We start from the raw sequence: 13,016 nt of genomic DNA, 5'->3' as shown, positions 1-13,016 counted from the left end.
AACTCGTCATGCGCGCCGTTTGGGCCTCGTAAGCGTAGGCGGTCGAGCTTGAGAATGCGTTTAAGGTGTGCAAACAGTATCTCTGCGCCGCAACAGCCGCCTTTTTCAACGGAATCGACCGGAAGCGGATTTTAGCGCTTCATTCAAAATTGAGCGTTAGCCAACATCAAAGGTTGGCGTATTTGGCCTACGCTCACGTGAATATCGTATCGACGCACGGACTATTGGCTACTAGGACCCGCGATGAAAGAGCCAGCGTGGTATGAGGTATTGGAGCCGCGCGAGGCAGTCTTCGCAGGCATAATTGGAATCGCGGTCGTATACCCGCTTGTCTATTATGCGGGTCACGTCGGGTATGTATTCTGCGGCTATAGCCCTCGGGAATGGAAAAACCTTGGAACGGCAGTAGACGTGCTCGGTTTCGCTGTTCCGTACATTCTGGCGAGATGGGCACTGAGGCGGCGATAGACCGCGACAAGTCCCACGTAGACTGGTCGGAGGAGGAAGGACGAGCCCGCCGCGATGGCACGGACACTACCGTCGGTCGCCTTTTGAGCCAAAGGCGACTATTCAGTAGCCGGCCGGCGGGGGTTATCCACACTTAAACCGCAATGACTAACCCAATTCTGGCGAGGCTTAATTTTGTGGAATTGGTACGTTGAGAACCGCAATCACACTGCTGCTTGCAACTGTGCCTTGGTCGGTGTCCGCACAGACGGAGCAAAGCGATAAATTACGGCGAGTCGTTTCCAACCTTAAAGCCTGTGTCCGGATGAATGCGCCAACAGCTCAGGCGGCTGGGGTTCTAACGACTAGCGATGCCGTCAACTTCTTCATCAAGGCATGTGGCCCACCGCTTAATGAACTCTCGCCAGCAAATCTGGGTGCGATCCCTCCTGGCTTATTTCGGATCACCATGAGAGATGAATGGAACGCCTTCGTCGAAGAGACGCGCCCTCGCTAGGACCTGGGCATTAGCTCGTGACCTTCTCCATTTTCGAATATCGCCTTTTGGCCCGTGGCTGAGGATCCTTTCGTCCATCCTGGAAGCCGGCTCGCGAGGTAAAGCGGACTTAGGTCCGATCGATCAAGGTTCGTCCTCGACCCGTGACATCCGAATTGAAAAGCCCCGCCGTCGCTGGCGGGGCTTTATGTGTTTCAGGCTAAGGGACCAACTTTGCCCGCGGCTGCACCCGGGTCAAGCCCGGGCATGACAATCATCGCGTGATTACGAACACCCCGTCGTGCTGCCGCACGTGTCGCACTTCATACACGTGCCATTCCGCACCAGCGTGAAGTTGCCGCACTCCGAGCACATCTCGCCTTCGTAACCCTTGGCCTTCGCCTCCGCGCGGCGTTCGGCCTTTGTCGGGGCGACAGCAGCCGCCGTGCCGGCCTTGCTCCAGTGCCCCACCTTCTCCGCAGGCGAGAGGTCGTGCTCCGTTTCCTGCTTCAGCGCGACTGCGCCTTCGATGGTGTCGGAGACGCGGGAGGCGCCTTGCGAGGAGAGGGCGGTGACGCGGGAGCCGCCGGCGGGGGCGTTGTCGGCGTTTTGGCTGACTGCGGTCGAGCCGCCGCGCATGACGACGAGGTTGTCGGTGCGCGAGCGGGTGAGGCCGCGCGACAGGTACTTCGTCGCCTGGTGCTGCGGTCCCTCAGGCTCCTTGCCTTCCTCGACGCCCTTGCCGAGCGCGTCGAAGCCGCTCTCGGTTGGGTCGACATGGGCGAGGTCGAAGCGGGCGAGATAGCTCACCGCGAGCTCGCGGAAGACATAGTCGAGGATCGAGGTCGCGTACTTGATGGAGTCGTTGCCCTGCACCGGACCCGCGGGCTCGAAGCGGGTGAAGGTGAAGGCGTCGACATATTCATCGAGTGGCACGCCATATTGCAGGCCGAGCGAGACCGCGATCGCGAAGTTGTTGATGAAGGAGCGGAGTGCCGCGCCTTCCTTGTGCATGTCGATGAAGATCTCGCCGAGACGGCCGTCGTCATATTCGCCGGTGCGCAAGTAGACCTTGTGGCCGCCGACCACCGCCTTCTGGGTGTAGCCCTTGCGGCGGTCCGGCATCTTCTCGCGCTCGCGCATCACCACGATGCGCTCGACCAGCTTCTCGACGATCTTCTCGGAGACCTGCGCGGCGCGCGCGGCCATCGGCTTCTCGTAGAGCGCTTCCACCGCATCGTCCTCGTCCTCATCATCAGAGATGAGCTGCGAGTTGAGCGGCTGCGACAGCTTCGAGCCGTCGCGGTAGAGCGCGTTGGCCTTCAGCGCCAGCTTCCAGGACAACAGGTAGGCGGACTTGCAGTCCTCCACCGTGGCGTCGTTTGGCATGTTGATGGTCTTGGAGATCGCGCCCGAGATGAACGGCTGCGCGGCCGCCATCATGCGGATGTGGCTCTCGACCGAGAGATAGCGCTTGCCGATCTTGCCGCAGGGATTGGCGCAGTCGAATACCGGATAGTGCTCGGCCTTCAGATGCGGCGCGCCTTCCACCGTCATCGCGCCGCAGATGTGCACGTTGGCCGCCTCGATCTCGCGCTTGGAGAAGCCGATCGCCGAGAGCAGGTCGAAGCCGGGGGCGGCGATCGCCTCCGCGCCGATGCCGAGCGTGTCGCGGATGAAGTCCTCGCCGAAGGTCCACTTGTTGAAGGCGAACTTGATGTCGAACGCGGTCGGCAGCGCCTTCTCGACCTTGGCAATCGCCTCGTCGGTGAAGCCTTTTGCCTTCAGCGTGGAGGCATTGATGCCCGGCGCGTTGGACAGCGAGCCGTGGCCGACGGCGTAAGCCTCGATCTCCGCGATCTCGCTCTCGCGATAGCCGAGCGCGCGCAAGGCTTCCGGCACCGCCTGGTTGATGATCTTGAAATAGCCGCCGCCGGCGAGCTTCTTGAACTTCACCAGCGCGAAGTCGGGCTCGATGCCGGTGGTGTCGCAATCCATCACCAGGCCGATGGTGCCGGTCGGCGCCACCACGGTGGTCTGGGCGTTGCGATAGCCATGCTGCTCGCCGAGTGCGAGCGCATCGTCCCAGGCCCTGGTCGCATGCGTGACGATGTCGGCTTGCGGGCAGGAGGCGTGGTCGAGCGGCACCGGGTTGACCGCGAGCGCCTCATAGCCGGCCGCGTTGCCATGCGCGGCGCGGCGGTGGTTGCGGATCACCCGCAGCATGTGGGCCGCGTTCTTCTTGTAGCCGGGGAAGGTGCCGAGCTCGGCCGCGATTTCGGCCGAGGTCTTGTAGGCGATGCCGGTCATCACGGCGGTCAGCGCGCCGCAGAGCGCGCGGCCTTCCTTGCTGTCATAGGGCAGGCCCATGGTCATCAGGAGGCCGCCGATATTGGCGAAGCCGAGGCCGAGCGTGCGGAATTCGTAGGAGAGCTCCGCGATGGCCTTTGAGGGGAATTGCGCCATCAGCACGGAAATCTCGAGCACGATGGTCCAGAGCCGGCACAGATGCTCGTAGGATTCGATGTCGAAGCGCTTGGTCGTGGTGCTGTAGAAGGTGAGGAGGTTCGCGGACGCGAGGTTGCAGGCGGTATCGTCCAGGAACATGTATTCCGAGCACGGATTGGACGCGCGGATGTCGCCGGACGCCTTGCAGGTGTGCCAGTCGTTCATCGTGGTGTTGAAGTGCAGGCCCGGATCGGCCGAGGCCCAGGCGGCGTAGCCGATCTTCTCCCAGAGATCGCGCGCCTTCAGCGTCTTCGTCACCTTCCTGTTGGTGCGGGCGATCAGGTTCCAGTCGCCGTCGGTCTCGACCGCGCGCAGGAAGTCATCCTTCAGCGATACCGAGTTGTTGGAGTTCTGGCCGGAGACGGTGAGATAGGCCTCCGAATCCCAGTCGGTGTCGTAAACGTCGAACTGGATGTCCTTGTAGCCTTGCTTGGCGAACTGGATCACCCGCTTGATGTAGTTGTCGGGCACCATCGCGCGGCGCGCGAGCTTGATCTCGCGGCGCAGGGCAGGGTTCTTTTCGGGATCGAAGCAGTCGTCGCCCGAACCTTCGCAGTTGACGCAGGCCTTCAGCACCGCCTTCAGGTGCTTCTGGTTGATCTTGGAGCCGGTGACGAGGGCGGCGACCTTCTGCTCCTCCTTCACCTTCCAGTCGATATAGGTCTCGATGTCGGGGTGATCGATGTCGACCACGACCATCTTGGCCGCGCGGCGCGTGGTGCCGCCGGACTTGATCGCGCCGGCGGCGCGGTCGCCGATCTTGAGAAAGCTCATCAGGCCCGACGAGCGGCCGCCGCCGGACAGCTTCTCGCCTTCGCCGCGCAGGCGCGAGAAGTTCGAGCCGGTGCCGGAGCCGTATTTGAACAGGCGCGCCTCGCGCACCCAGAGGTCCATGATGCCGCCGTCGTTGACGAGATCGTCCTCGATGCCCTGGATGAAGCAGGCGTGCGGCTGCGGATGCTCGTAAGCCGATTTGGACTTGGTCAGCTTGCCGGTCTTGTAGTCGACGTAATAGTGGCCCTGGCCGGGGCCATCGATGCCATAGGCCCAGTGCAGGCCGGTGTTGAACCATTGCGGCGAGTTCGGCGCCACCATCTGCTTGGCGAGCTGGTAGCGGATCTCGTCGAAGAAGGCCTGCGCGTCTTCATCCGAGGAGAAGTAGCCGCCTTTCCAGCCCCAATAGGTCCAGCAGCCGGCGAGGCGATCGAACACCTGCTTGGCCGAGGTCTCGCCGACATAGCGCTCGCTGTCAGGCAACAGCGCGAGCGCCTCGGTGTCGGGCACCGAGCGCCACAGCCAGGAGGGGACAGTCTCCTCCTCGACCTTCTTCAGGCGCGCAGCGACGCCGGCTTTACGGAAATATTTCTGGGCGAGCACGTCGGAGGCGACCTGCGACCAGAACTCGGGCACCTCGACATTCTCCGCACGGAACACGATGGAGCCATCGGGATTGCGGATCTCAGACGTGGTCAGCCTGAAATTGATCCCGGCGTAAGGAGATTGTCCCGCAGTGGTGTTGCGCCGTTCGATATGCATGCGTCGTGCCCCGTCTTCTGCCCGGCCCCCATTGCCGCAGGGGTGATCCGGAAATGTTGTTCCTAGAGCGAGTCCCTGGTCCCATCCTTCCGTCCAAAGGGTGGGGGGCCAGAGCCCCGCAAGCTCAGCCGGTGGACCGGCCTGTTTCTCTCGATCGCAGGTATCGGCTGGCACCGATCCGGCGACGGCACGTCCCTGACCGGCCCAGGCGGACCGTTCGGGTCATGCGTTCAACGCCTCAAAACTCGTAACGCGACAGGTCACCAATGGGCCTTTTCCGACCCGTTATTGGCGTCCCAAAATGCCCGGGAAATTCCGGGAGGAATTTCCGAAATCGCGGGCAGCAAAGCCCTTCACCCGCAGCCTGTTCGGCTGACGGAGTGGTCGTTCTGGACCCTTTTGGGAGCGACCGGCGGGGACCCGAAACACACTCGCGCCGAACAAAATGAAAGCTAGGCCAAGTCCGTGACGCCCGTCAAGGATTAGTACGAGTTCCTGAATCAAATACTAAATATGGTGGAAAAGGGAGGATAACAGGGGCCGTGCCGCGCCTGTGACCCGGCCAAGTATCAGTGAGTCCTCAGGGATTCCCAAGAGAAAAAAATCTCATGTCGGCTGTGGAACAATGGCTTCGCCCGCTTTTCACAGGGCAGGTATTTTTGGCGTCTGACGGATTGAATTCCGAAGACTCACGTGAGCTTACGGGGAAGTTACGGACAGGTATGCTGGCGGGCGCGTGGTCGGCCGCCCAAATCGAAGGCATGGTCGCCGCCGATTCCATTCCCTGCCGGGCTTCATGACAGAATCAAAACCGAGCGCGCGCGGCCGACTTGCGCCTGCGGGCTTCCTGTTCCTCGCCGTTACGTCGGTGGGCTGGGGCTTCAACTGGCCGGTGATGAAGTACCTGCTAAGCGAGCTGCCGCCGCTGACGCTGCGCGGCTCGACCGGTGTGATTGGGGCTGTGCTGCTCGCTCTGCTCGCGGTCGTTCGCGGGCAGAGCCTGTCGGTCGGGCGCGAGATGTGGCTGCGCTTGATGCTGGCGTCGCTACTGAACGTCACCGGCTGGATGGTGCTGATGGGCCTCGCTCTGCTCTGGCTGCCGGCCAGCGAAGCCGCGCTGATCGCCTACACCATGCCGGTGTGGGCCTCGCTATTGGCCTGGCCGGTGCTCGGCGAACGGCCGACGCTGCTGCGCACGATCGCGCTGGTGATGGCGTTCGCCGGGCTCGCCGCCATCATGGGCGGCAACGGAATTGCCGCGAGCCGCGAAAAGCTGCCGGGGATCATCATGGCGATCACCGGCGCCTTCGGCTTTGCGCTCGGCACGGTGCTCGCGAAAAAGCTGCCGTTGAAGATGACACCGATTCCGGCGGCGGCCTGGCAGATCGGCCTCGGCTGCCTGCCGGTGGCCGTGGCCGGTCTTCTCGTCGAGACCTCGCATTTCGATCGCGTGACGACGCTGGGCTGGTGGCTGCTCGTCTATTCGATCCTGATCCAGTTCTGCATCGCCTATGTGAGCTGGTTCGCCGCGCTCAGGCGGTTGCCGGCCTCGATCGCGGCGATCGGCACCATGGCGGTGCCCGTGATCGGCGTGGTGGCGTCCGCCATCGCGCTGGGCGAGCCGCTCGGGCCGACGCAGGTCGCAGCGCTCATCTTCACGCTCGCCGCTGTTGTGCTGGCCACGCGATCGTAGCTGATCGACCGCCTTGTGTCGTTACTTCAAAGCGCGCGTCGATGCCGCTGATTGACCGAGGCATTCGTTGACGGTGGTGATCAGCGCCTCCGGCGTGAAAGGCTTGCGCAGGCAGCGCACGGCGCCGAGCTCCAGGGTCATGCGCAGGAAATCCGGCGCACGCTCGGCGTTGGCGAAGGCGTAGCCGGACATCGCGACGATCGGGATCTCGGGCGCGCGCTCGTGAAAGATCCGGATCGATTCGAAGCCGCTCATATGCGGCATGAAGACATCGATCAGCATCACGTCGAAGCTTCGATCCTCAAGCGCGACCATCCCGGCTTCGCCGCCATCGGCGACGGTGACGTCAAACCCCTTGCGCTTCAGACAGACCTCGATGGCGGCGCACACCATGGGGTCATCATCGACCACGAGAACGCGCGGCACGATGGATCCTCTTGTTGCGATGATATCTGCATATGCCGACCCGCACGGCCGACTGTTTGATTAAGGCGGAAGCGCGATAGCACGTCTGCAAGATGCCGTGCATATGAGATTCGGTGACAGCCGAATTTATCTTCTCAACAAAAAGGGCGGCTTTCGCCGCCCTTTTTCACGCGAAAGGAATCAGCCGGTCAGGGGCAGGGATGACGCTGACCGTCATAACCGAGATAGGTTCCCGACGCCGGGTCATAGGACTTGTAGCGCTGCTGGCAGTAAGCGACGTCACCGCCGCCAGGCGCGACCGCAACCGCAGCGCTGTCATCGTAATAGCCGTCGTCGTAGTAGCTCGGTGCGTAGCCATAGCCGCCATAATAGTCGTCGTAATAGGCGCTCGACGCGAGGGCGCCGCCGATCACGGCACCTGCAGCAATACCAGGCCAGACTCCGTAGCCGCGGTGACCATAGCCGCCGCGCCAGCCGGGCCGATACGCACCGCTCCACCCGGGCCGGCCACCACTCCAGCGAGGATTAGCAACCGCGCCGCCGCGGAAGGCGGGAGCGCCCGCGAACTTGGTGCCAAGGCCGGCTCCGCCGCCGGCAAAGCTGCCGCCTCGGAAGCCACCGCCGCCGCCGGCAAAGGCGCCGCCCCGGAAGCCGCCGCCTCCACCGGCAAAGCCGCCGCCGCGGAATCCACCTCCACCGCCTCCAATGGCCGCTCCGCCGCCGCCGACCCGCCCGGCCGAGAACTTGGTACCCTGCGCAAAGCCTTCGCTCGGCACCACGAGCGGCAGCACCAGCGCGAGCGCCGCGGCGGTGCCTAAAATCTTGAGATTGATCATCATTGGGACTCCATCTGCGGGACATGGCCCAACCCTTTCCGGGGGCCGGCGTTCCCGAGCCTCGCGCCACTTCATTGCGCGGGGTCTCAGCCTGTCAGATAAGAACTGTATGGCGAATGAACGGGTTAGACCGAATTCCGCGACAATTGGCCGCCAACACTGCGCTGTGATGTTCCGCTCTGGGGCACAACACGTGCGGCAATCTGGACAATTCGATCCGCCGGTGGCATCACAGCCCAACGATCCCGAACCGGCCGGCGCTTCATGAAACAATTCCTGCTCAAATTCTTCACGTGGTGGAACGGCCAGACCTTTGGCACGCAGCTCTGGACCTGGCGGTTCGGCGAGCTCGTCGGTACGGACGAGCAGGGCAATCGCTACTATCGCACCCGGGGCGGCAAGATCGATCCGGTGCTGCATTTCGAGCGCCGCTGGGTGATCTATAACGGCTACGCCGAAGCCTCGCGCGTGCCGCCATCATGGCACGGCTGGCTGCATCACGTGGTCGACCTGCCACCGACCGAAGAGAAATACACGCCGCGGGAATGGGAAAAGCCGCATGTGCCGAACATGACGGGCACGCCGGCGGCGTACCGTCCGTCCGGCTCGACGCTGGCGCGCGGCCGTCGCCCGAAGGCGACCGGCGATTACCAGCCCTGGACGCCCGCAGGCTGATCAACCTCATTCGTACGTTGTGCGAGCGCGCAATTGCGCGTGCAGCGCACGCGCGCCTGTGAACAGCGGTAACAGCGGGGACGAGCAACACGACCTCCTTGCACGTCACGCGGGACCGGAGCTCAATAGGGGCATCTTACGGAGATGGATGACCATCGCGTCGGATCGGGCTCCAGAATCGCGACTGCCCCGATGAGCAGCGGCCTCCGAGTGGGATGCGGCCGGGACATAGGCCCCCCGGTGCAGACGTCCTGAAATCGCCCGTTAATGTGAGGCCACCGTAAGACAGGAAAGGCCGCCCGGGAAACCTGGCGGCCTTTTTCTTTGCGTTGAAATTTATGCGAGCCGTGCCGCGGCGCGGGCGATCATCTCGCCGCGGCGCGCCTGTGACGATGCCATCTTCTCTTTCATGAAGGCGAGGATTTCGGCCGGCGCGGTGTCCGGCGAGCCGGCGTTGAACGGCGGCTTCGGATTGTATTCGAGCCGAAGCTGGATCGCTTCCGCCGTCCTGCGGTCGACGAGTTCCGACACCAGCGTCAGCGCGAAATCAATGCCGGCGGTGACGCCGCCCCCGGTGATGCGGTTGCGGTCGATGCAGACCCGCATCCGCGCCGGGATCGCGCCGAACGCGGCGAGGAGATCGACCGCCGACCAGTGGGTCGCGGCGCGATAACCCTTGAGCAGACCGGCGGCGCCGAGCACGAGCGAGCCCGTGCAGACCGAGGTGACATACTTTGCGCCCTCGGCCTGCTTGCGCAGGAAAGCGAGCATCTCCTCATCGTTTGTCATGTCGTCGGCTCCCATGCCGCCGGGGACGCAGATCACGTCGAGTTGCGGGCAGTCAGCAAAGCTGACCGTCGGCATCAGCGCCAGCGCGGTGTCGCTCGGCACCGGCTCGATCCGTTTCCACACCAGATGCACCTTGGCCCCGGGCACGGAGGAGAACACCTGCAGCGGACCGGTGAGGTCGAGCTGCGTCACCTTCGGAAACACCAGAAGTCCGATCTGTAGCGGGCTGGACATGGGAACACCTCAATATCCGTTGACCGCGACAGAATGGCATGGCGGCTTCATGTCCAAAATGGCATAATTCCCTCATTTCCGGACAATCGGCGTCCTGAAGAGTTCTTGGAGACCGACAGGAGAAGATCAGATGATCGGCGTCCTCATCTTCCCCGAATTTCAATTGCTGGATGCCGCCGGCCCGATCTCGGTCTTCGAGATCGCCGCGCGCTCTGCCGACAATCCGCCCGCGCTGAAGGTGATCGCGGTGACGCCGGGGCCGGTGCGTTCGTCCTCGGGCGCCGAGATGCTCGCGCGAGGGCTGCGACCGTCAGCGGCGATCTCGACCCTGGTCGTTGCGGGCGGCGAGGGCGTACGTATGGCGGCGAGGTGCGCGAAGACGCTGGCATTCGTGCGCATGCTGGCCAAGCGCGGGGTGCGCATCGCGAGCGTCTGCTCGGGCGCCTATATCCTCGCCGAAGCCGGCCTGCTCAACGGCCGCCGCGCCACCACGCATTGGCAGCGGACCAAGCATTTCGTTTCCGCCTATCCGAAAGTGAAGCTCGAGCCGGATCGCATCTTCACCCGCGACGACAACATCTGGACCTCGGCCGGGATCAGCGCCGGGATCGACCTGGCGCTGGCGATGATCACGGAGGACTATGGCGAGGAGATCGCGCAAAAGACCGCGCGGCACCTCGTGCTCTATCACCGCCGCAGCGGCGGCCAGTCGCAATTCTCCTCGCTATTGGAGTTGAAGGCTGCAAACGGCCGCTTCGGCCCGCTGCTCGCCTGGGCGCGCGAGCATCTCGATGCGCCGCTGACGGTCGAGGACATGGCGGAGAAAGCCGGCATGAGCTCGCGCCACTTCACCCGCGCCTTCGTCGCGGAGACCGGCACGACGCCATCGAAAGCGGTGGAACGTTTGCGCATCGAGGTGGCGCGGCAGCGCGTGCAGTCCTCGGGGGAAGCCATCGAGCGCGTCGCGGAGGCGACCGGCTTTCGCGATCCCGAGCGGATGCGCCGCGCCTTCATCCGCGCCTTCGGCCAGCCGCCGCAATCGCTGCGGCGGGCGGCGAGGGCAGGATAACTGCCCGCTCGGTTACGCGTTGAGCTGCTTCAGCCATGCGCCGATATCGCTTGCAGCGACATTGGCCTGGTTGAGCAATTTGCCCATGGTGAAGAAGCCATGGAACTGGCCGGGAAAGTGCTTGTAGGTCACGGGCACGCCGGCTGCCTTGAGGCGTTCGGCATATTCGTCGCCTTCATCGCGCAGGGGATCCGCGCCGGCGGTCAGCACATAGGCCGGCGGCAGGCCGATCAGGGTCGTCGCACGCGCCGGCGACGCGCGCCAATCATGCGCGTCCGCGGCGCTGCTGAGATAGTGATCGCGAAACCAGCGGATGACGGAGTGCGTGAGCAGGACGCTGGTCTCCGGCTCGCTGTGCGAGGGATGCGTCATCGCGAAATCGACTGCCGGATAGATCAGCACTTGCCCCGCGATGGCAGGACCATTGCCGTCGCGCGCAGCGATCGCCACGACCGCGGCGAGATTGCCGCCGGCGCTGTCGCCGCCGACGCAAAGGCGCGCGGCATCGATGCCGAGCTGCTTCGCGTTTGCCGCCACCCATTTCGTCGCCGCGATGGCATCGTCGACGGCCGCAGGGAATTTGTGCTCTGGCGCGAGACGGTAGTCGACGGAGATCGCGATCAGCTCGCCTTCATCGGCAAGCTTCCGGCAGACCACATCATGGGTGTCGAGATCGCCGATCACCCAGCCACCGCCGTGGAAGAACACCAGCGCCGGTGACAGGCCGTCCTTCTGGCGCAGCTTCTTGGGCCTGTAGACCCGCGCCGGGATCGTGCCGTGGGGCGCGGGGATCGACAGCGGTTCGACCTGTGCCAGCTCCGGCGGCTCAGGATTGCTGACAAAGCGCGCCTGCGAATAATACGCACGCGCTTCCGGGGCGGTCAGCGTTTCGTAAGCGGGGCGGCCAGCCTCCTGAAAGGCCTTGAAGACGGCGGCGGCATCGGGATCGAGAACGATAGGCATATTGGACGGGCTTCCTCTGGATCATCCGGTCCGGTTTTCCGGATTTCTTGCTGTTTTCCGCGTGGCGGTCCGCAGACCTCGGCGAGTGCCGGGAACTATCTCATGGGGCAGGGAGCCTGACCAGTGGCGGAGGCCCGCCCTTTCCCCGCCGTATTCGGCGTGTTAACCGGTGAACCTGCGAGCGGCATGTAGCCAATAATTGATTAGTATGTTCAAAGCCCGATTCGTTCCTTGAAGCCGCGCGAGATGCTCCGAACCGTTGCCCTGACTGGCTTTGCGGCCCTGATCGCCGCCTCAACCCTCCCGCTTGCGCAGCCTGCGCGCGCGCAGATCGGTACTATTTTCTCCGATCCCGCCCCGCGCCCGCCGGGCGCGATTCCGCGTGGCGGCCAGCAGGCGGCTCCCGACGATGAAGAGGAAGTGCCGGAATTGCCGCGCGGCCGATTGTTGCCGACACCGAACCGGCCGCCGCCGGGGCAGGGGGTGCCGCCACCGGGCAGCTTCCAGTCGCAGCCTCTGGCGCCGCCGCCGGGCACCCAGGGGCCTCCTCCGAATGCGCCGCCCGCGGTCGCCGTGCAGCCGCCATCGCCCGGAGCGCCTCCTAATGTCGCCAATGCGCCGCCCGGTGCCAATCCGTTGCCGGGATTGCCGCCCGGACAGCGTCAGCCCAAGAGCGTGCCGCAGACGCCGGCAACGCTGCAGCCCGGCGACGAGGTGGTGAGCGAGCCGCCGTCGACCAAGATCGCGAACAAGAAGGCGACCTTCTCCGGGCTCGACAAGATCACCGGGCGCATCATCAATTTCGAGGAGGATATCGGCGAGACCGTGCAGTTCGGTGCGCTGCGTGTGAAGACGGACGCCTGCTACACGCGGCCCTCGACGGAAGCCGCCAACACCGATGCCTTTGTCGAGGTCGACGAGATCACGCTGCAGGGCGAGGTGAAGCGGATTTTTTCGGGCTGGATGTTCGCTGCAAGTCCGGGCCTGCACGGTGTCGAGCATCCGATCTATGATATCTGGCTGACCGACTGCAAAGGGCCGGAGCAGACCATCGTCAACGCGGCGCCCGATCTGCCGAAACAGCCGGCCCCACCGCCGGCGGCGCAGAAGCGGCCGCCCGCGCAAAAGCAGGCGACCCCGCGTCCGCCGCCGCAGCAGCAGCCGCAATACCAGCAGCCGCCGGCGCAGCCCCAACCGCCGCCCCCTCCACCACAGCAGCGGCCCGGCGGGCTCTTCAGCATATTCGGGAACTAAGTGGAGATGGCTTAGCCCGGATGGAGCGAAGCGCAATCCCGGGTTCGCGCCATTTGAGAGATGTCCCGAGTTGCGTTGCGCTCCGGGCTA

At 64.2% G+C, this 13,016-nt stretch carries 9 protein-coding genes; 4 read left to right on the top strand and 5 right to left on the bottom strand.

Annotated features, from left to right (window positions below; all coding sequences use genetic code 11):
- Nucleotides 1–1,228: 1,228 nt before the first annotated feature.
- Nucleotides 1,229–4,987, bottom strand: coding sequence for a vitamin B12-dependent ribonucleotide reductase (locus ACZXDY_RS26190; protein WP_028164069.1), 3,759 nt, complete (start codon nt 4,985–4,987; stop codon nt 1,229–1,231).
- Nucleotides 4,988–5,783: 796 nt separating this feature from the next.
- On the opposite strand from ACZXDY_RS26190, the gene ACZXDY_RS26185 reads away from it, so the two are divergent.
- Nucleotides 5,784–6,680 (top strand): DMT family transporter, encoded by an 897-nt coding sequence (locus ACZXDY_RS26185; protein ID WP_464347500.1) that lies wholly within the window; start codon nt 5,784–5,786, stop codon nt 6,678–6,680.
- A 21-nt stretch (nt 6,681–6,701) separates the two neighbouring features.
- On the opposite strand, the gene ACZXDY_RS26180 is transcribed toward ACZXDY_RS26185, so the two are convergent.
- Together ACZXDY_RS26180 and ACZXDY_RS26175 are read right to left on the bottom strand one after the other, a co-directional pair.
- The gene (locus ACZXDY_RS26180) at nt 6,702–7,106 is read right to left on the bottom strand and encodes a response regulator (protein ID WP_464347499.1); all 405 of its coding nucleotides are present in this window, start codon (nt 7,104–7,106) and stop codon (nt 6,702–6,704) included.
- A 188-nt stretch (nt 7,107–7,294) separates the two neighbouring features.
- The gene (locus ACZXDY_RS26175) at nt 7,295–7,945 is read right to left on the bottom strand and encodes a BA14K family protein (RefSeq protein ID WP_409334815.1); all 651 of its coding nucleotides are present in this window, start codon (nt 7,943–7,945) and stop codon (nt 7,295–7,297) included.
- Between the two features lie 261 nt (nt 7,946–8,206).
- Between ACZXDY_RS26175 and ACZXDY_RS26170 the strand changes: the two genes are divergently transcribed.
- Complete coding sequence (locus ACZXDY_RS26170) at nt 8,207–8,617, top strand: NADH:ubiquinone oxidoreductase subunit NDUFA12 (RefSeq protein ID WP_464347498.1); 411 nt, start codon at nt 8,207–8,209, stop codon at nt 8,615–8,617.
- Nucleotides 8,618–8,953: 336 nt separating this feature from the next.
- On the opposite strand, the gene ACZXDY_RS26165 is transcribed toward ACZXDY_RS26170, so the two are convergent.
- The gene (locus tag ACZXDY_RS26165; protein ID WP_464347497.1) at nt 8,954–9,640 is read right to left on the bottom strand and encodes a DJ-1/PfpI family protein; all 687 of its coding nucleotides are present in this window, start codon (nt 9,638–9,640) and stop codon (nt 8,954–8,956) included.
- A 130-nt stretch (nt 9,641–9,770) separates the two neighbouring features.
- Between ACZXDY_RS26165 and ACZXDY_RS26160 the strand changes: the two genes are divergently transcribed.
- On the top strand, nt 9,771–10,709 hold the full coding sequence (locus ACZXDY_RS26160; RefSeq protein ID WP_464347496.1) for a GlxA family transcriptional regulator: 939 nt from the start codon (nt 9,771–9,773) through the stop codon (nt 10,707–10,709).
- Between the two features lie 12 nt (nt 10,710–10,721).
- On the opposite strand, the gene ACZXDY_RS26155 is transcribed toward ACZXDY_RS26160, so the two are convergent.
- A complete protein-coding gene (locus ACZXDY_RS26155; protein WP_464347495.1) occupies nt 10,722–11,672 on the bottom strand; it encodes an alpha/beta hydrolase fold domain-containing protein in 951 nt (316 codons plus the stop codon).
- 246 nt (nt 11,673–11,918) lie between these two features.
- Here ACZXDY_RS26155 and ACZXDY_RS26150 point away from each other — a divergent pair, with 246 nt between their 5' ends.
- A complete protein-coding gene (locus ACZXDY_RS26150) occupies nt 11,919–12,926 on the top strand; it encodes a DUF2155 domain-containing protein (protein ID WP_456646148.1) in 1,008 nt (335 codons plus the stop codon).
- The last annotated feature ends 90 nt before the right edge of the window (nt 12,927–13,016 follow it).

This window comes from Bradyrhizobium sp. LeoB3 (assembly GCF_055456055.1).
This window is presented reverse-complemented; position numbering and strand designations above follow the sequence as displayed.